Origin of the sequence: Mycobacterium sp. IS-1264 (assembly GCF_001954195.1) — a bacterium.
Lineage (GTDB): Bacteria > Actinomycetota > Actinomycetes > Mycobacteriales > Mycobacteriaceae > Mycobacterium.
This window is the reverse complement of sequence record NZ_MBES01000005.1, coordinates 1-17,491: the sequence shown is the minus strand read 5'-3', so window position 1 is coordinate 17,491 and position 17,491 is coordinate 1. Positions and strand designations below refer to the sequence as shown.

16 protein-coding genes and 1 pseudogene are annotated in these 17,491 nt (G+C 69.4%); 8 read left to right on the top strand and 9 right to left on the bottom strand.

Features of this window, described 5'->3' with window-relative positions:
- Positions 1–5 precede the first annotated feature (5 nt).
- Complete coding sequence (locus A5744_RS00525; RefSeq protein WP_076057654.1) at positions 6–923, bottom strand: PHB depolymerase family esterase; 918 nt, start codon at positions 921–923, stop codon at positions 6–8.
- Between the two features lie 338 nt (positions 924–1,261).
- On the opposite strand from A5744_RS00525, the gene A5744_RS00520 reads away from it, so the two are divergent.
- The gene (locus A5744_RS00520) at positions 1,262–1,603 is read left to right on the top strand and encodes a DUF732 domain-containing protein (RefSeq protein ID WP_076057653.1); all 342 of its coding nucleotides are present in this window, start codon (positions 1,262–1,264) and stop codon (positions 1,601–1,603) included.
- A gap of 27 nt (positions 1,604–1,630) precedes the next feature.
- Here the strand turns inward: A5744_RS00520 and A5744_RS00515 are convergent, their stop codons facing one another.
- The 3 genes and pseudogenes from A5744_RS00515 to A5744_RS00505 all read right to left on the bottom strand — a co-directional run bounded on the left by A5744_RS00515 (position 1,631) and on the right by A5744_RS00505 (position 5,770).
- Complete coding sequence (locus A5744_RS00515; protein WP_076057652.1) at positions 1,631–2,491, bottom strand: pseudouridine synthase; 861 nt, start codon at positions 2,489–2,491, stop codon at positions 1,631–1,633.
- A gap of 18 nt (positions 2,492–2,509) precedes the next feature.
- Positions 2,510–4,264: a glycerol-3-phosphate dehydrogenase/oxidase gene (locus A5744_RS00510; RefSeq protein WP_076057651.1), complete on the bottom strand. Its 1,755-nt coding sequence runs from the start codon at positions 4,262–4,264 to the stop codon at positions 2,510–2,512.
- A 29-nt stretch (positions 4,265–4,293) separates the two neighbouring features.
- Positions 4,294–5,770: pseudogene (locus A5744_RS00505) on the bottom strand (NAD(P)H-quinone dehydrogenase).
- 103 nt (positions 5,771–5,873) lie between these two features.
- Here A5744_RS00505 and A5744_RS00500 point away from each other — a divergent pair.
- Positions 5,874–6,353 (top strand): gamma-glutamylcyclotransferase, encoded by a 480-nt coding sequence (locus tag A5744_RS00500; protein WP_076057649.1) that lies wholly within the window; start codon positions 5,874–5,876, stop codon positions 6,351–6,353.
- Here A5744_RS00500 and A5744_RS00495 read toward each other — a convergent pair.
- From A5744_RS00495 to A5744_RS00485, 3 genes are read right to left on the bottom strand one after another with little or no spacing between them, the layout of a single operon-like run.
- Positions 6,350–7,534 (bottom strand): amidohydrolase, encoded by a 1,185-nt coding sequence (locus A5744_RS00495; RefSeq protein ID WP_076057648.1) that lies wholly within the window; start codon positions 7,532–7,534, stop codon positions 6,350–6,352. The two genes, A5744_RS00500 and A5744_RS00495, sit on opposite strands and share 4 nt — an antisense overlap.
- Positions 7,531–8,715 (bottom strand): M20 family metallopeptidase, encoded by a 1,185-nt coding sequence (locus A5744_RS00490; RefSeq protein WP_076057647.1) that lies wholly within the window; start codon positions 8,713–8,715, stop codon positions 7,531–7,533. Before A5744_RS00490 ends, A5744_RS00495 begins: the two co-directional genes overlap by 4 nt.
- 45 nt (positions 8,716–8,760) lie before the next feature.
- Complete coding sequence (locus A5744_RS00485; RefSeq protein ID WP_205866274.1) at positions 8,761–9,375, bottom strand: cutinase family protein; 615 nt, start codon at positions 9,373–9,375, stop codon at positions 8,761–8,763.
- 116 nt (positions 9,376–9,491) lie between these two features.
- Between A5744_RS00485 and A5744_RS00480 the strand changes: the two genes are divergently transcribed.
- Both A5744_RS00480 and A5744_RS00475 read left to right on the top strand, forming a co-directional pair.
- Positions 9,492–10,298, top strand: coding sequence for a purine-nucleoside phosphorylase (locus A5744_RS00480; protein ID WP_076057646.1), 807 nt, complete (start codon positions 9,492–9,494; stop codon positions 10,296–10,298).
- A gap of 5 nt (positions 10,299–10,303) precedes the next feature.
- Positions 10,304–11,881: a phospho-sugar mutase gene (locus A5744_RS00475; protein ID WP_076057645.1), complete on the top strand. Its 1,578-nt coding sequence runs from the start codon at positions 10,304–10,306 to the stop codon at positions 11,879–11,881.
- Here A5744_RS00475 and upp read toward each other — a convergent pair whose 3' ends face one another.
- Positions 11,882–12,505 (bottom strand): uracil phosphoribosyltransferase, encoded by a 624-nt coding sequence (upp, locus tag A5744_RS00470; RefSeq protein WP_076057644.1) that lies wholly within the window; start codon positions 12,503–12,505, stop codon positions 11,882–11,884. It abuts the gene before it with no gap.
- Positions 12,506–12,660: 155 nt separating this feature from the next.
- Here upp and A5744_RS00465 point away from each other — a divergent pair, with 155 nt between their 5' ends.
- The 4 genes from A5744_RS00465 (at position 12,661) to A5744_RS00450 (ending at position 16,812) form a co-directional block, all read left to right on the top strand.
- Positions 12,661–13,494 (top strand): alkaline phosphatase family protein, encoded by an 834-nt coding sequence (locus A5744_RS00465; RefSeq protein ID WP_076057643.1) that lies wholly within the window; start codon positions 12,661–12,663, stop codon positions 13,492–13,494.
- 70 nt (positions 13,495–13,564) lie between these two features.
- Complete coding sequence (locus A5744_RS24535; protein ID WP_076057642.1) at positions 13,565–14,869, top strand: primosomal protein; 1,305 nt, start codon at positions 13,565–13,567, stop codon at positions 14,867–14,869.
- Positions 14,870–14,916: 47 nt separating this feature from the next.
- Positions 14,917–15,747, top strand: a complete 831-nt coding sequence (locus A5744_RS00455; protein WP_205866272.1) for an alpha/beta hydrolase — start codon at positions 14,917–14,919, stop codon at positions 15,745–15,747.
- An 81-nt stretch (positions 15,748–15,828) separates the two neighbouring features.
- Positions 15,829–16,812 carry a VWA domain-containing protein gene (locus tag A5744_RS00450; RefSeq protein ID WP_076057641.1) on the top strand — a complete coding sequence of 328 codons (984 nt, stop codon included), beginning with the start codon at positions 15,829–15,831 and terminating at the stop codon, positions 16,810–16,812.
- 4 nt (positions 16,813–16,816) lie between these two features.
- Here the strand turns inward: A5744_RS00450 and A5744_RS00445 are convergent.
- Positions 16,817–17,491, bottom strand: a 675-nt coding sequence (locus A5744_RS00445) for a VWA domain-containing protein (protein ID WP_076057640.1), incomplete at its 5' end; no start/stop codon positions are given.

Here is a 17,491-nt window from a genome sequence, read left to right as displayed (position 1 = left end):
TCCGGCTAGTCGCGTGCGTGCGCCAGGAAAAACTGCGCGATCGCTTCCGATGCGTCCAGCGCGCGCGTGGTGGATCCGATGACCGCCTTGGGCAGGTATTGCTTGCCGCCCGGCCACGTGTGTCCGCCGTTGTCGATCTGATAGAAGACCACCTCGGTCGACTGCGCGCACGCTGTGGAGTCGAAGCGGTGAACGACGGTGCCGTCACCGACGTTGGGTAACGCGTCCGCCGTCGGATCGCCTTGGCACCCATCGACAATGCGCCACTTGCTCACCATGGCGGCGGCGGATATCGAGTGGCTGACGCCGCCGCGACCCCGCACATCGCCGCCGTTGAAACGCACCAGCGGATCGGCGGTTCCGTGCGCCTCCCACACCGAAACCGGACGCGACGGATTGCAGGCCACACCGGTGCCCAGCGTGCCCGCCACCGGCGCGATCGCGGCGAACACATCGGCGCGCTCGCACGCCAGCCGGTTGGACATGAAGCCCCCGTTGGACATGCCGGTGGCAAATACATGCCCCACCGCGACGCCGTAGTCGTTGCGCAGCTTGCCCACCAACGCGACCAGGAAGCCGACGTCGTCGACGTGGTGACGGTCCGCCGGCGACGCCCCGCGCCCGTCGGCCCAGCTCTTGTCGTAACCGTCGGGATAGACCACGAGCAAGCCGTGGGCGTCGGCGACTGTGTCGAAGTCGGTGAGACCCCGCTGCCCGATCCCGGTACCGCCGCCGCCGTGCAGACTCAGCACCAGCGCGACGGGGTCGCCTGGCGGCACGTGCAGCGTGTAGGTGCGGTCCATGCCGCCGGAACGGAACGTCCCCGACAGATCTCGAGAGCTGGCCGCCGAAACGTGGCGCTCGCCGCATCCCACGAGGCAAATTGCGAGGACGCTGACCGACAGCAATCGCGCCCATGGCATGTCGTCAAATTACCTATTGGCCGACGGTCGGGCAGCGCCACCCTATGAGCTTCGTCACGCCCGCGGCGGCCGCCGCTTCGATCATCGTGATTTTGATTTCGCACCGGGTCCCGACCGGGTCGGCGCCGCGGTGACCTCGCTGCGCTTGCGGTGCTCTTGCCCTGTCGAAAACCTGACCGGCGGGTGAACAAAATATGTACAACTACCGTTTGACCTGGGCGTGCGGTTGTCAGAAATCGATGTACCCCGGAGAATATTGCCCGTAGAAGCTGAAACACCCACGTTGGCGGACCAACATGGCTTCAGCAAAACCATCTCACTTCAGGGGAGCATCCGAAATGGTTCACCGCCTTCTGCTAGCCGCGGCGGTCGCTTTGCTTGGACCGCTGGCAGCGGTCCCGAGCGCGCATGCCAACACCCAAGACGACAAGTTCCTGGCGACCCTCAACCAAGAGGGCATCACCGACCATGTTTCTCCCTCGCATGCGATCGAGGCCGGCCACATGGTTTGCCAGAAACTGGACGACGGGGCGAAGCCTGCCGATGTGGTGAACGACGTGCTGAACAGCAGCGCCATGCCCGCCTATCATTCCGGCTACTTCGTCGGCGCGGCCATCAAGGCATATTGCCCGCAGTACACGCCCGAGGAAGGCCCTGGGGAGAACCCCCCGAAATCCTGACGGGACACATCCGCGACTTCGATTGGCTCACGGCTCTTCTCGACCGCTGACGAATTCGCGGCGCGAGCCCGTCACCGGATCGTCGAACTCGATGCGCTGGGCCAGCAGTCGAAGCGGCGTACCGAAGTCGCCGGGTGAGACGTCAATGACGTTGGGGTACAACGGATCACCCGCGATCGGTATCCCCAGCGAGGCCATGTGCACCCGCAGCTGATGGGTGCGTCCCGTGCGCGGCGTCAACCGATACAGACCGTCGGGCGACAACAACTCCACCAGCGTCTCAGCATTGGGCGTGCCCGGCTCGCAGACCGCCTGTAAGCGTCCCCGCCGCTTGACGATGCGGCTCGCGACCACCCGCGGCAGCACCAGGTCGGGATCGACCGCCGCACGCGCCAGATACGTCTTGCGCACCTTGGCGCGGGCGAACAGTGACTGGTAAGCCCCCCGCAGCTCGCGCCGGACGGTGAACAGCAGCACCCCGGCCGTCAGGCGGTCCAGTCGATGCGCCGGGCTCAGTTCGGGCAGCCCCAATTCCCGTCGCAACCGCACCAGCGCGGTCTGCGCGACGTGCTGCCCACGCGGCATGGTGGCCAGGAAGTGCGGCTTGTCGACGACGACGATGTCGGCATCGTGATACAGCACCGGCATGTCGAAGGGCACCGGAACCTCTTGCGGCAGTTCGCGATACAGGTAGACGGCCGCGCCCGCGGGCAGCACGGTCGCGTGGTCGACCACCACGCCGTCGGCGTCGACGACTTCCCCGGCCAGCACTTTCGCGCGGGCCGGCTCGCCGAATCGTGCAGTCAGCTCGGCCAGCACCGGTCCGCCGCGCAGCCGCACCCGCGCGGGCCCCAGCCCGTCGCGAACCGGCAGCGGCGCGGCCCTCACCGCAGCCTCAATCGGGACTCAATTGAGCGGCACCGGCTCGAGGATCTCGGCGCGGGCCTCGGGCGCGCTGGCGCGCAACTCGTCGGCCGACACGTCGTCGGGCTGCGCCTGCGACAGGATCTCGGCCTCCACCCGGGCGGTGTAGTTCGCGACCTCGCGGTCGACGTCCTCGGCGCTCCACCCCAGCACCGGGGCGACGAGGTCGGCCACCTCCCGGGCACAGTCGACGCCGCGGTGCGAATACTCGATCGAGATGCGCATCCGGCGGGCCAGGATGTCCTCCAGATGTAGCGCGCCCTCGGCGGCCGCCGCGTACACGGCCTCGACCCGCAGGTAGCCGGGGGCTTCCTTGATCGGGCTGAGCAGGCCGGGGGTTTCGCCCGCCATCTCCAGCACGTCGCCGATCAGCGAGCCATAGCGGTCGAGCAGGTGGCGCACCCGGTAGGGGTGCAGACCCTGCAGCGCACCGACGTGTTCGGCCTGATTGATCAGCGCGAAGTAGCCGTCGGCGCCCAGCAGGCTCACCTTCTCCGTGATCGACGGCGCGACCCGGGCCGGAACGTATTGGGCCGCAGCGTCGATCGCGTCGGCCGCCATCACCCGGTAGGTCGTGTACTTGCCACCGGCGATGGCCACCAGGCCCGCCGCGGGCACCGCCACCGCGTGTTCCCGGGACAGCTTCGAGGTGTCGTCGCTCTCCCCCGCGAGCAACGGGCGCAGCCCCGCGTACACGCCGTCGATGTCGGCGTGCGTCAGCGGCGTGGCCAGCACGCTGTTGACGGTGCCGAGGATGTAGTCGATGTCGGCCTTGGTGGCCGCGGGATGGGCCAGGTCGAGATTCCAATCGGTGTCCGTGGTTCCGATGATCCAGTGATTGCCCCACGGGATGATGAACATCACGGATTTCTCGGTGCGCAGGATCATCGCGACGTCGCTGACGATCCGGTCGCGCGGCACCACCACGTGCACACCCTTGGACGCGCGCACCTGGAATCGCCCGCGCTGCTTTGACAATGCCTGAATCTCGTCGGTCCACACCCCGGTCGCGTTGACCACGACGTGGCCGCGGACCTCCGTGATCGCGCCGTCCTCGGAGTCGCGGACGCGCACGCCGATCACCCGGTCGCCGTCGCGCAGCAATCCGACCGCCTGGGTGGACGATCGCACCACCGCGCCGTAATGCGCCGCGGTGCGCGCGACCGTCATGGTGTGCCGGGCGTCGTCGACGACGGTGTCGTAGTAGCGGATGCCGCCGATGAGCGAGCTGCGTTTCAGGCCGGGGCTCAGCCGCAGCGCCCCGGCGCGGGTCAAATGTTTTTGCGCCGGAACCGATTTCGCGCCGCCGAGCCGGTCGTAGAGGAAGATGCCCGCCGCGATGTAGGGGCGTTCCCAGACCCGCTTGGTGAGCGGAAACAGGAACGGCAGCGGCTTGACCAAATGGGGCGCCAGCGTGGTCAGCGACAGCTCGCGCTCGTAGAGCGCCTCGCGTACCAGCCCGAATTCCAGCTGTTCGAGGTAGCGCAGCCCACCGTGAAACATCTTCGACGAGCGGCTCGACGTGCCCGACGCCAGGTCGCGCGCCTCGACCAGCGCCACCTTGAGCCCGCGGGTCGCGGCGTCCAGCGCGCACCCGGCGCCCACCACGCCGCCGCCGATGACCACCACGTCGAACTGCTCGGTGCCAAGCCGCTCCCAGGCCACCTCGCGCTGCTGCGGTCCGAGCACGGACGCCGGCCAGGTCTGTTCGGTCGGCGCATGGATCGGGTCACTCACGGCAAAAGACTCCTCATCGGGGGTTCCCGTCAGTTACTCGTCGGTAGGACTGCTCCCCAGGCTAGTTCGTCGGACGCCTTTGAGTGGCGTTCAGTCGAGATCGTCGTGCGCCATCAGCCGCCGGGCCGCCTCGGTGATCGACCCCGACAACGACGGGTACACGGCCAGCGTCTGCGCCAACTCGTTGACGGTGATGCGGTTTTGCACGGCGACGGCGATCGGCAGGATCAGCTCGGACGCGATCGGGGCCACCACCACGCCGCCGATCACCACGCCGGTGGAGCGGCGGCAGAAGACCTTGACGAAGCCCTGCCGCAGGCCCGACATCTTCGCCCGCGCGTTGGTCCGCAGCGGCAGCATGATGGTCCGCGCGGGCACCGAACCGTCGTCGATCATCGACTGCGGCACCCCGACCGCGGCGATCTCCGGGCGGGTGAACACCGTCGCGGCGACCGTGCGCAGCCGGATCGGGCTCACGCCCTCCCCCAGCGCGTGATACATCGCGATCCGGCCCTGCATGGCGGCGACCGACGCCAACAGCAACAGACCCGTGCAGTCTCCCGCCGCATAGATCCCGGGCACCGAGGTGCGCGAAACCCGGTCCACGGTCAGGTAATTGCCGCGTCCCAGCTCGATGCCGACCCTTTCCAGGCCCAGTCCGCCGGTGTTGGGAACCGATCCGATGGTCATCAGCGCGTGGCTGCCCTCGACGGTGCGGCCATCCGTCATGGTGACCAACACCCCCGCGTCGGTGCGGGTGACCGACTCGGCGCGCGCGTGCTTGAACAGCTGAACCCCGCGTTCGGCGAACGACTCTTCCAGCACGAGCGCGGCGTCGGCGTCCTCGTACGGCAGCACCCGGTCCCGGCTGGCCGCGACCGACACTCGCACGCCCAACTCGGTGTAGGCGTGCACGAATTCGGCGCCGGTCACGCCCGAGCCCACCACGATCAGGTGCTCGGGCAGCGCTTCCAGGTCGTAGAGCTGCCGCCACGTCAGGATCCGCTCGCCATCGGGCTGGGCCGTCGGCAGGATCCGCGGGCTGGCGCCGGTGGCGATGAGCACGACATCGGCTTCGTGCTCGCTGGTGGTGCCATCGGCGGCGGTGGCCTTGATGCGATGCTTGGCCAGGCCGCGCGTGGGGTCGACGAGCTCGCCCCGGCCCGCGATCACCTGGACGCCGACGGCGAGCAGCTGGGCGGCGATGTCCGCGGACTGCTCCGCCGCGAGCGTTTTGACACGGGTGTGGATCTGCGGCAACGAGATCTTGGCGTCTTCGAAGTCGATGTCGAAACCCAGCCGGGGCGCCCGGCGCAGCTCCGTCCGCAGGCCGGTGGACGCGATGAACGTCTTGGACGGCACGCAGTCGTCCAGCACGGCCGCGCCGCCCATGCCCTCGGAGTCGATCACGGTGACGTGCGTCGTGTCGGGATGAGACGTGGCGGCGACCAGCGCGGCTTCGTAACCGGCCGGGCCTCCGCCGAGGATCACGATGCGCGTTACCACGGTCCTTAACCTATCGGGACGAGGCCGCTCGCCGCAGCGCGGCGTGGAACGGACGGCGCTCGGATGAATACCGGTTGCGGGTGTGCCGTTTAAGCTTTTTCCCGTGCCGCTCTACGCCGCCTACGGATCGAACATGCATCCCGAGCAGATGCTGCAGCGTGCACCCCACTCGCCGATGGCCGGAACCGGCTGGCTGCCGGGCTGGCGGCTGACGTTCGGCGGCGAGGACATCGGCTGGGAAGGGGCCCTGGCCACGATCGTCGAGGACCCGAATTCGAAGGTGTTCGTCGTCCTATACGACATGACGCCGGCAGACGAGAAGAACCTCGACCGCTGGGAGGGCTCGGAGTTCGGCGTGCACAAGAAAATTCGCTGCCGCGTCGAACGGCTGTCCTCCGACACCACCACCGATCCCGTGCTCGCGTGGCTGTATGTGCTGGACGCGTGGGAGGGTGGCCTGCCGTCGGCGCGCTATCTCGGCGTTATGGCCGATGCCGCCGAAATCGCCGGCGCCCCAAGCGATTACGTACACGACCTGCGAACCCGCCCGGCCCGCAACATCGGCCCGGGAACCTCCGCTTAGAACAGGGCCGACTCGACGACGGCGGTCTGCTCGATGATGTTGACCATCACGCGCAGCCCGATCGCCAGGGACCGTTCGTCGAGGTCGAATGTCGGCTGGTGCAGGTCCAACTGCGGTCCCACGCCGGACCACACGCCCAGTCGCGCCATCGCGCCGGGGATTTCCTCCAGATACCAGGAGAAATCCTCGCCGCCGCCGGACTGCCGGGTGTCGGACAGCACATCAGGGCCGACGGCTTCGATCGCATGCATGAGGATGCGGGTCGAGACTTCCTCGTTGACCACCGGCGGCACCCCGCGCCGGTATTGCAGCGTGTGTTCGATCGCCAGCGGCGACAGCAGCGCGCCCACGGCCTCGCGGATGAACTCCTCCAGGCCAACCCACGTCTGCCGGCTGGCGGTGCGCACGGTGCCGGCCAGCACGCCGGATTGCGGAATGGCATTGGCCGCCACGCCGGCATTGACCGCGCCCCACACCAACACGGTGCCGTTGCGCGGGTCGATGCGCCGCGACAGCACCCCGGGCAGCCCGGTGATCAGCGTGCCCAGCCCGTAGACCAGGTCGGCGGTCAGGTGCGGCCGCGAGGTATGCCCGCCCGGCGAATACAGCGTGATCTCGATCTGGTCGGCGGCCGACGTGATGGGGCCCTGCCGCACCGCGACCTTGCCGACTTCCAGCCGGGGATCGCAATGCAGCGCGAAGATCCGCGACACCCCGGTCAGCGCCCCGGCGGCGATCGCGTCAATCGCGCCGCCGGGCATCAACTCCTCGGCGGCCTGGAAGATCAGCCGCACCCCGACCGGCAGCTCGGGCACCGACGCCAGCGACAGCGCGGTGCCCAGCAGGATCGCGGTGTGCGCGTCATGCCCACAGGCGTGCGCGACGTTGGGCATCGTCGAGGTGTAGGGCGCGCCGGTCAGCTCGGCCATCGGCAGCGCGTCCATGTCGGCCCGCAGCGCGATTCTCGGCTCGTGGTCGGGACCGAAATCACACGTCAGGCCCGTACCGCCGGGCAGGACCTTGGGGTTGAGCCCCGCATCGGCCAACCGCTCGGCGACGAACTGCGTGGTGGCGTACTCCTGCCGGCCCAGCTCCGGGTAGCGATGGATGTGGCGGCGCCACTCGATCAGGTCTTCGTGGTGTGCGGCCAGCCACGACTCGGCGGTGTCGACCAGGCTCATGACGCCGCCCGTCTCTCCCGCGCCGCGAGCACCCGGTCGCGTTCATCGGGCGACTCGGCGAGGTGAACGACGGTGCGCGCCAACATGATTGCGCCGTCGACAACCGCACGATCGGCGCTGGGACCGGCGGCCGCGGCGGCAAAGGCGCGCTGGTGAACCGTGGCGCCACCGGCGTCGACGCCGATGATCGGGTGGATCCCGGGCAACACCTGCGTCACGTTGCCCATGTCGGTGCTGCCCATCGGCAGCGCGTCCTCGATCTCGGGGCCGACCGGGTTGCGGCCCAGCCGGCGCATCTCGTCGCGGAAGACGCCCGCCAGCCATCGGTCGGGTTTGAGCTCGGCGTACGGCGGTGCGGGCTGGTTGATTTCGTATTCGCAGCCGGTGGCCAGCGCGCCCGCGGAAAAGCACGCGAACATCCGGCCCTCCAGCTCTCGCAGCGAATCCGATTCGACCGCCCGCATCGCGTACTGCAACGTCGCATGGCCGGGGATGACGTTGACGGCCTGTCCGCCGTTGGTGACGATCCCGTGCACCAGCTGCCCCGGTGCCAGTTGTTGGCGCAGCAGCCCGACGGCGACCTGCGCGACGGTGACGGCGTCGGCGGCGTTGATCCCCAGGTGCGGCGCGACGGCGGCATGGGATTCCTTGCCGCGGTAGTCGACGACCGCTTCGGACAGCGCCAGCGAGCGGGCCCCGGCGATGTCGGCCGGCCCCGGATGCACCATCACCGCGACCGCGACGTCGTCGAACACCCCGGCTTGCAGCAGCAGCTCCTTGCCGCCGCCGGCCTCCTCGGCGGGAGTTCCCAGCAGCGACACCGTCAGGCCCAGCTCGTCGGCCACCTCGGCCAGCGCCAGCGCGGTCCCCACCGCCGAGGCCGCGATGATGTTGTGCCCGCACGCGTGCCCGATCTCGGGCAGCGCGTCGTACTCGGCGCAGATCCCGACCACCAGCGGTCCGCTGCCGAAGTCGGCGCGAAAGGCCGTCTCCAAACCTCCGGGCCGCGCGGTGATCTGGAAACCACGCTCGGCGACCAGTGTCTGCGCCTTGGCGCAGCTGCGATGCTCGGCGAACGCCAGCTCGGGCTCGGCGTGGATGGCGTGGGACAGCTCGACCAGGTCGGATCCGCGACGCCGCACCACGTCCTCGACGTTGGCTAATGCGGGTGCTGCGGGCATTCTCGCAGTATCTCACCCGGCCACGACGGCCCGAGGATCCGAGGGCTACACCAGTCCGGCGATGAACGCCGCCGCCTGGCCGGGATAGGGCGGCACCTCGTAGACGTGGTGCGCATCCCGGTCGCGACCGCCGACGACGCAGACGGGGTCGCCGTCACTGCACAGGTCGATCGCCCGGCCGGCCCACGCGCCCGTCGTCGACAGGGGTGTGTTGAAGCGGTTGCCCGGATTGCCGAACACCGCAACCGCTCGCACCTTCCCCACCAGGCCGGGATCCAGCGCGGGAGCGGATCCGAAGTTGCCGATGCGCTGGCCGACGGGCGGCACCCCCGCCAGCATCGAGACCGCGGCGGCGCCCTGCGAGAAGCCGCCGAGCACCAGCCGAGTGGCCGGGCATTGGTCGGCCATCGCCGCGATGTGATCGCGCGCGTCGTTGGCGCCGTCGGCGGTGGTCAAAAAGTTGTAGCTGGCCGGATAGTTCACCGCGTACGAGTCGACGCTGCGCGAGCCGAGGGCGGGCTGCAGCGCGGCGAAGAGCGCATCGCCCACGGCCCCCAGGCCGGGCGGTTCGGCGGTACCGCGGATGAAGATCAGTTGGACGTCGGGACACCCTGCTCGCGCTGTCGGAGCGGGGCCGCTCGCGAGCATTGCCACCGACAGGCCGACGGCGACGACGAGGCCGATAACCGGCCAGGTACGGAGACGCATACGGCAGATCCTGACATAGACCGCTGACAACCGCCGTGTGAGGCGTCACCGGGCTAAGCTGCCCGACTGTGGCCGAATCCCCGCCCGCGCCCGAGCAACTCGCGCGACTAGCCGCACAGGCCATCGCCGAGCGCACCGGGATCGGCGAGCACGACGTCGCCGTGGTGCTGGGCTCCGGATGGGCGCCGGCGGTCGCCGCGCTGGGCTCCCCAACCGTCGTGCTGCCCCAGGCCGACCTGCCGGGGTTCGCGCCGCCGCGCGCGGTCGGCCACACCGGCGAGCTCATGTCGGTGCGCATCGGCGAGCACCGGGTGCTGGTGCTGGCCGGCCGGGTGCACGCGTACGAAGGACACGACCTGGCCCACGTCGTGCACCCGGTGCGGGCCGCCTGTGCGGCCGGGGCGCGCATCGTCGTACTGACCAACGCCGCCGGCGCGCTGCGCCCCGAGATGCGGGTCGGCGAGCCGGTGCTGATCAGCGACCACCTGAACCTGACCGGGCGTTCGCCGCTGGTCGGCGCGCAGTTTGTGGACCTGACCGACGCGTATGCGCCGCGGCTGCGCAAGCTCGCCCGCGACAGCGACCCGCAGCTGACCGAAGGCGTGTACGCGGGCCTGCCGGGGCCGCACTACGAGACGCCGGCGGAGATCCGGATGCTGCGCACCCTCGGCGCCGACCTGGTGGGCATGTCGACGGTGCACGAGACCATCGCGGCCCGGGCCGCCGGCGCGGAGGTGCTGGGCATCTCCCTGGTGACGAACCTGGCCGCGGGTCTCACGCCCGCGCCGCTGCGGCACGCCGACGTGGTCGCCGCGGGGGACGCGTCCGCGGGCCGGATGGGCGCCCTGCTGGCGGACGTCATAGCCCGGTTTTAGAGCGCATGACGCCCGAGGAGTGGATCGCGCACGACCCGGACCCGACGACGGCCGCCGAGCTCGCCGCCTGCGGTCCCGACGAGCGTGCGGCGCGCTTCGCCCGACCGCTGACCTTCGGCACCGCGGGATTGCGCGGTCCGGTGCGCGCGGGCCCCGACGCGATGAACGTGGCGGTGGTGTCGCGCGCAACGTGGGCGGTGGCGCGAGTGCTCACGGATCGTGGGCGTGCCGGTTCCCTGGTGGTGGTGGGGCGCGACGCCCGGCACGGCTCGGCGATCTTCGCCACCGTGACGGCCGAAGTGCTTGCCGCCGAGGGCTTTTCGGTGCTGCTGCTGCCCGGTCCGGTGCCGACGCCGGTGGTCGCCTTCGCCGTGCGCCACACCGGCGCCGCCGCGGGGATACAGATCACGGCATCGCACAATCCGCGCACCGACAACGGCTACAAGGTGTACTTCGACGGCGGCATCCAGATCGTCTCACCGACCGACCGTCAGATCGAAACCGCAATGGCCGCAGCCCCTTTCGCCGACCGGATCGGCCGTCGACCCGTCGAACCCGCCGATACCGACCTCGTCGAGCGCTACATCGAGCGGGCGGCCGGCGTGCGGCGATCGACCGGCCCGGTGCGCGTTGCCCTCACCCCGCTGCACGGGGTCGGCGGTGCCGTCGCCGTGGACACACTGCACCGCGCCGGGTTCGAGCAGGTGCACACCGTCGGCGCCCAGTTCGCACCCGACCCCGACTTCCCCACCGTCGCGTTCCCGAACCCCGAGGAGCCCGGCGCCGCGGACGCGCTGCTCACGCTGGCCGCGGACACCCACGCCGACGTCGCGATCGCGCTGGATCCCGACGCGGACCGGTGCGCGGTGGGCATCCCGACCGCACCGGGGTGGCGGATGCTCTCCGGCGACGAAACCGGTTGGCTGCTGGGCGATTACATCCTGTCGAACGAGCGACCCGCGACCGCGGTGGTGGCCAGCACGGTGGTGTCGTCGCGGATGCTGGCGGCCATCGCCGCGCACTACGGCGCGGTCCACGTCGAAACCCTCACCGGCTTCAAATGGTTGGCGCGCGCCGACGCGGACCAGCCCGGCGCCCTGGTGTATGCCTACGAGGAGGCGATCGGCCACTGCGTCGACCCCGCCGCGGTGCGTGACAAAGACGGCATCAGCGCCGCGGTGTTGGTGTGCGATCTGGTGGCCGCGCTCAAAGCGCAGGGTCGCTCGGTGTCCGATCGGCTCGACGAGCTCGCCCTGCGCCACGGCGTCCACGACGTCGCGGCGGTGTCGCGCCGGGTCGCCGACGCCGACGAGGCCGCCGCCTTGATGGGGGCGCTGCGGGCCTCACCGCCGCAACGGCTGGCGCGCTTCCCGGCGACCATGACCGACATCCGTGACGCGCTGATCTTCGCCGGCGGGGACGACGAGGCGTCGGCCCGGGTGGTGGTGCGGCCCTCGGGAACCGAACCGAAACTGAAGTGCTACTTGGAGATTCGCTGCGCGGTGGCCGACGGCCTGCATCGTGCCCGCGAACGGGCGGCCGGGTTACGCGACGAGCTGGTGTCCGCGGTGCAAGCCTGGTAGCTAGCGCGGCCCGTACTGCCGGTCCCCAGCGTCGCCGAGACCCGGCACGATATAGGCGATCTCGTTGAGCCCGTCGTCGACGGCCACGGTGAACAGCCGCGCGTCCGGCGCCGCTTTGCCAAGCGCCGCAATGCCTTCCGGCGCGGCCACCACGCACAGCACGGTGATGTCCGCCGCGCCGCGGCTCTGCAGCAGGCCGACGGCGTGTTTCAGCGATCCGCCGGTGGCCAGCATCGGGTCCAGCACCATCACCGGCAGCGCGCTCAGGTCGTCGGGCAGCGATTCCATATATCCGCTCGCCTGGTGGGTTTCCTCGTCGCGGGCGACGCCGACGAAACCCACCCTGGCCTCAGGCAGCAGCTCCAGCGCCTGGTCGACCATGCCCAGCCCGGCGCGCAGCACGGGCACCAGCAGCGGCGGGTTGGCCAGCCGCACACCCAGCGTCTCGGCTAGCGGGGTGCGGATCGCGAATGTCTCGCGGCCAGCGTCGCGGGTGGCCTCGTAGACGAGCATCGCCGTCAGATCGCGCAGCGCGGCCCGAAAACCCGCGGTGTCGGTGCGTTCGTCGCGCAGCGTGCTCAGCCTGGCGGCGGCCAGGGGGTGGTCGATGACGCGGACATCCATGGAATTCGAGCGTATATACCTCTTTTGTGCAATGGCCCGTTGACACGCGTGCGTGCGTCCCGTCAATGTCGGTGACCCGTTCATATACTCCCGGGGTGTCGCGCGAAATTCGAAGTCCGAGAACGCTGATCGACTGGGCATATCGCATCCTCGGAATGGCCGGCGCGGTCATGCTGATGGGTCTGGCGGCCATTCCGCCGACTCCCCGGGTGGGCCTGGCCGCCGCCGAGCTGCCCCGGCCCGCGCACGTGGTAATCGTGGTGGAAGAGAACCGTTCTCAAGCACACATCATCGGCAGCCCGCAGACGCCCTTCATCACCGCGCTGGCCACTCACGGCGCGAACATGACCCAGTCGTTCGCCGAAACACATCCCAGTCAGCCAAACTACTTGGCGCTCTTCGCCGGAAGCACTCTCGGAGTGACCAGCAACGCGTGCCCCGTCAATGGGGGCAATGCCCCTAACCTAGGCTCCGAATTGCTCGCCGCCGGATACACATTCGTCGGTTTTGCCGAGGACCTGCCCGCGGTCGGTTCGCCCGCGTGCAGCGCCGGCAAGTACGCGCGCAAGCATGTGCCGTGGGCCGATTTCACCAATGTGCCGCCGCAGAACTCGGTGCCGTTCTCCGCGTTCCCGATGGGCAACTACGCCAGCCTGCCGACCGTGTCGTTCGTCATTCCCAACAACGACAACAACATGCACGACGGCTCGATCGGGCAGGCCGACACCTGGCTGAACCGCCAGCTGTCCGGCTACGCCAACTGGGCGCTGGCCAACAACAGCCTGCTGATCGTCACGTGGGACGAGGACGACGGCGGTCCGCGCAACCAGATCCCGACGGTGATCTACGGCGCGCATGTGCAGCCCGGCAACTACCCCGAGCAGATCAGCCACTACAACGTGCTTTCCACCCTGGAACAGATGTACGGGCTGCCGAAGACGGGTAACGCGGCCAACGCGCCCCCGATCGCGACCATCTGGGCACCCTAAAGGCCATCCGCCGCCACCGGGCCCGACACCGGCCCCGGCACGCACGCCGGCCGTCGCTATTGTGTGCCGCATGGCTGCTGACCTCGTGCCCATCCGCCTGAGCCTGTCCGCCGGTGACCGCTACACCGTGTGGGCACCCCGCTGGCGCGATGCCGGCGACGAGTGGGAGGCGTTCCTGGGCAAAGACGATGACCTCTATGCCTTCGAGACCGTTTCCAACCTGGTCGCATTCGTGCGTTCGGACTCCGACAACGATCTGGCCGACCACCCCGCGTGGAAGGAGCTGACCAGCGCCCACGCGCGCACCCTCGACCCCGCCAAGGACAAGCGATTCGACCTGGTCGCCGTCGAGGAGTTGGTGTCGGAGAAACCGACCGAGGAGTCGGTGGCCGCGCTGGCGGGCACGCTGGCCATCGTGTCGTCCATCGGGTCGGTGTGCGAGCTGCCGGCGGTGGCGAAGTTCTTCAACGGCAATCCCAGCCTCGGCACGGTGTCCGGCGGGATCGACAACTTCACCGGCAAGGCCGGCACCAAGCGCTGGGATGCGATCGCCGAGATCATCGGGCGCAGCTGGGACGACGTGCTCAGCGCGATCGACGACGTCGTCAGCACGCCGGAGGTCGACGAGAAGCTGTCGGCGAAGGCCGCCGACGAACTGGCCGAGGAGCTCGAAGAAGACGAGGACGAAGACGCCGACGAGGCCTCCGACGAGGACGTCGTCGAGGAGCCCGAGGACGACGAAGGGTCCGAAGCCAGCGACGACACAGACGAACCCGAGGACGAGGAGGAGCCCCGCGCGGCCGGCGACACCGTGGTGCTGGGCAGCGACAAGGACTTCTGGGCGCAGGTGGGTATCGACCCGATTCGGATCATGACGAGTTCCGGGACGTTCTACACGCTGCGCTGCTACCTGGACGATCGCCCGATCTTCCTGGGCCGCAACGGGCGCATCAGCGTGTTCGGCTCCGAGCGGGCGCTGGCGCGCTACCTCGCCGACGAGCACGACCACGACTTGTCCGACCTGAGCACCTACGACGACATCCGCACCGCCGCGACTGACGGCTCGTTGGCGGTCGACGTCACCGACGAGAACATCTACGTGCTCAGCGGCCTGGCCGACGACTTCGCCGACGGGCCCGACGCCGTGGACCGTGACCAGCTCGACCTGGCCGTCGAGCTGCTCCGCGACATCGGCGACTACTCCGAGGAGGGCACGGTCGACAAGGCCCTCGCGACGGGTCGACCGCTGGGCAAACTGGTGGCGTACGTGCTCGAGCCCGGCTCGGTCGGCAAGCCCGCGGGCCCGTATTCCGCCGCGGTGCGGGAGTGGGAGAAGCTCGAGCAATTCGTGGAGGGGCGGCTGCGTCGAGAATAGCGGCGCGAACAGCGGTGAATTCGGCCGTCGAGCCGAGTCTTCCCTACATGACCACCCACTCGATGACCACCCACTCGCTCGTCGTACCCGGAGCCCGGCTGCACTACGAGGTGCGCGGCGCGGGTCCGCTGCTGGTGATACTCGGCTCGCCGATGCCCGCCGCGGACTTCGCGCCGCTCGCCGAAGCGCTGGCAGGCGACCACACCGTCGTCACCACCGACCCGCGTGGAATCTCCGGCAGCCCCGTCGATGACCCGGCCCAAGATTCCACGCCCGACCTACGCGCGGACGACGTCGCGGCAATTCTCGACGACCTCGGTGCGGATCGGGCCGACGTGATGGGGTCGTCCGGCGGCGCGCTCACCGGGTTGGCACTCGTGACTCGCCACCCCACCCGTGTCGGCACGCTCGTCGCGCACGAGCCACCGTTGCTGGAGCTGCTGCCCGACGCCGCCCAGCAGCGCGCCAACACCGAAGACATCATCGACACCTTCCACCGCGACGGGCTGGCCGCCGCGATGACGAAGTTCATGGTGAACGCGGGCTTCCAGGCCGGCGGTGGCGACGCCCAGGGCGCCCCGGTCGCAGCCGAACCGCCACCGCAGCAGCTGGCCGATGGCACCCGGTTCATCACCCACGAACTGCGGGGCACCGCCGCCTACCGGCCCGACATCGCTGCCCTCACCCGCGGCCCGGCGCGGGTAGTCGTCGGGATCGGCGCCGAGTCCGGCGGCCTGATCACGTACCGGACAAGTATTGCGCTGGCCGAACTCCTCGGAGTACAGCCGATCGAGTTTCCCGGCGATCACGGCGGATTCATCTCGGCACCAGGCGAGTTCGCCGATATCCTGCGGGCCACGCTGTCCACGAGCGTTTGACGGGTAGTCAAGTCTCCTCTTTACTGGCGGCAGCGTCCGCCGGTGATTCAGTGGCGGCCCCGACGGGAAGGTGTGAGCCGAGTGTCGCTTCCCGGAATCGGCCCCTTACCGCTGTATGGGTTCCAGCGCCCGGCGATGTTGCTGTTCGCTTTGGTCCCGCTGGCCTTACTCGCGCTCTACGTCGTCGTTCAGGCCCGCCGCCGGCAGCGGCTGCGCCGGTACACCGAGGCGGAGGTGCCGCAGTCGATCTGGCGGCATCTGCCGATCGCGGTGTCGCTGCTCTGCCTGTTCTTGCTGACGATCGCGCTGGCCACCCCCACGCACGACATGCGCATACCACGCAACCGCGCGGTGATCATGCTGGTGATCGACATGTCGCAGTCCATGCGGGCAACCGACGTCGAGCCCAACCGCCTCAAGGCCGCCGAGCAGGCGGCCAGCCAATTCGCGAGCCAGCTGACGCCGGGCATCAATCTCGGGCTCGTCGGCTTCGCGGGCGTCCCGTACCTGCTGGTGCCGCCGACCCCGCAACATCAGGCGACCATCGAGGCCCTGAAGAAGCTCGAGTTCGCCGACAGCACGGCGACGGGCCAGGCGATCTTCACCGCCCTGCACGCGATCAGCGCGTCGGCCGTTCAGGGTGGGGACAAGCCGCCGCCCGCGCGCATCGTGCTGCTGTCGGACGGCGGGGAGAACAAGCCGCAAAATCCCAGCGACCCACGCGACGGCGTCTACACCGCGTCGCGCCTGGCGAAGGATCAAGGGGTGCCCATCTCCACGATCACGTTCGGCACCAAGACCGGCAGCATCGAGATGGACGGCCAGCGGGTGAATGTGCCCGTCTCAACGGACCAGATGAAGAAGATCGCCCAGCTTTCCGGCGGGCAGTCCTACACCGCCACCAATCTCGAGCAGCTCAACAAGGACTACGACGCCATCGAGAACGAGATCGGGTATCGCACGGTGCCCGGACCGGGCAGTGCGGGCTGGCTGCGCCTCGGGGTCGTCGTCGCGCTGGTGGCGACGGCTCTGGCGCTGCTGATCAACCGAAGACTTCCCACCTGATCGCTCAGGCGGGCAGCCGGCGATTCAGGAACAGGCCCGCCAATACCGCGCCGGCCATCACGAACGCACCGAGCAGCATCCACGCCAGGCTCGCGTCACCCTTCACGGTTTCGTAGCCGATCTGGTGCTGCAGCGTCGTATAGACGTTCTTGAGCGATTCCAGGCTGTCGGCATGGAACGCCTGGCCGTCGGTGATCTCGCAGATTTTCTGCAGCGTCCGGTCGTCAACCGGGACGGGAATGCTGGCGCCCTCGAACTCGACGGTGCCGTACGGCGTGCCGAACGAGATGGTCGATATCTGCACGCCCTGGTCCTTGGCGGCCCGCGCGGCGGTGAACGCTCCCTGCGGCGCGTTGGGATCCAACGGCACGTTTTCGGCGCCGTCCGATTCCAGCACGATCCGCGCCGGCGGCGGACCTTCGCCGCCTCCCATCACAGAGCCGACCGTGGCGATCGCCTGCAACGCGGTGAAGAGGCCTTCTCCCGTCGCGGTTTTCGGGGCGGGCTTGAGGCTGTCGATCGCCGCCTTCACCGCGTCGCGGTTCGTCGTCGGCGCGACCAGCAGCGAGGCGTTCGCCGCGAATTCCACCAACCCGAGGTTGATGGCCGGCGTCAGCTGGTCGGCGAACTGCTTGCCGGCCTCCTGCGCGGCGGCCAGCCGATTCGGAGCGACGTCGGT

What these genes read in the sequence shown, in the direction of transcription:
- A5744_RS00525 (WP_076057654.1), bottom strand. Translation starts at nt 923, where the DNA reads ATGCCATGGGCGCGATTGCTGTCGGTCAGCGTCCTCGCAATTTGCCTC.
- A5744_RS00520 (WP_076057653.1), top strand. Translation starts at nt 1,262, where the DNA reads ATGGTTCACCGCCTTCTGCTAGCCGCGGCGGTCGCTTTGCTTGGACCG.
- A5744_RS00495 (WP_076057648.1), bottom strand. Translation starts at nt 7,534, where the DNA reads ATGAGCCTGGTCGACACCGCCGAGTCGTGGCTGGCCGCACACCACGAA.
- A5744_RS00490 (WP_076057647.1), bottom strand. Translation starts at nt 8,715, where the DNA reads ATGCCCGCAGCACCCGCATTAGCCAACGTCGAGGACGTGGTGCGGCGT.
- A5744_RS00475 (WP_076057645.1), top strand. Translation starts at nt 10,304, where the DNA reads ATGACGCCCGAGGAGTGGATCGCGCACGACCCGGACCCGACGACGGCC.
- upp (WP_076057644.1), bottom strand. Translation starts at nt 12,505, where the DNA reads ATGGATGTCCGCGTCATCGACCACCCCCTGGCCGCCGCCAGGCTGAGC.
- A5744_RS00465 (WP_076057643.1), top strand. Translation starts at nt 12,661, where the DNA reads ATGGCCGGCGCGGTCATGCTGATGGGTCTGGCGGCCATTCCGCCGACT.
- A5744_RS24535 (WP_076057642.1), top strand. Translation starts at nt 13,565, where the DNA reads ATGGCTGCTGACCTCGTGCCCATCCGCCTGAGCCTGTCCGCCGGTGAC.
- A5744_RS00455 (WP_205866272.1), top strand. Translation starts at nt 14,917, where the DNA reads ATGACCACCCACTCGATGACCACCCACTCGCTCGTCGTACCCGGAGCC.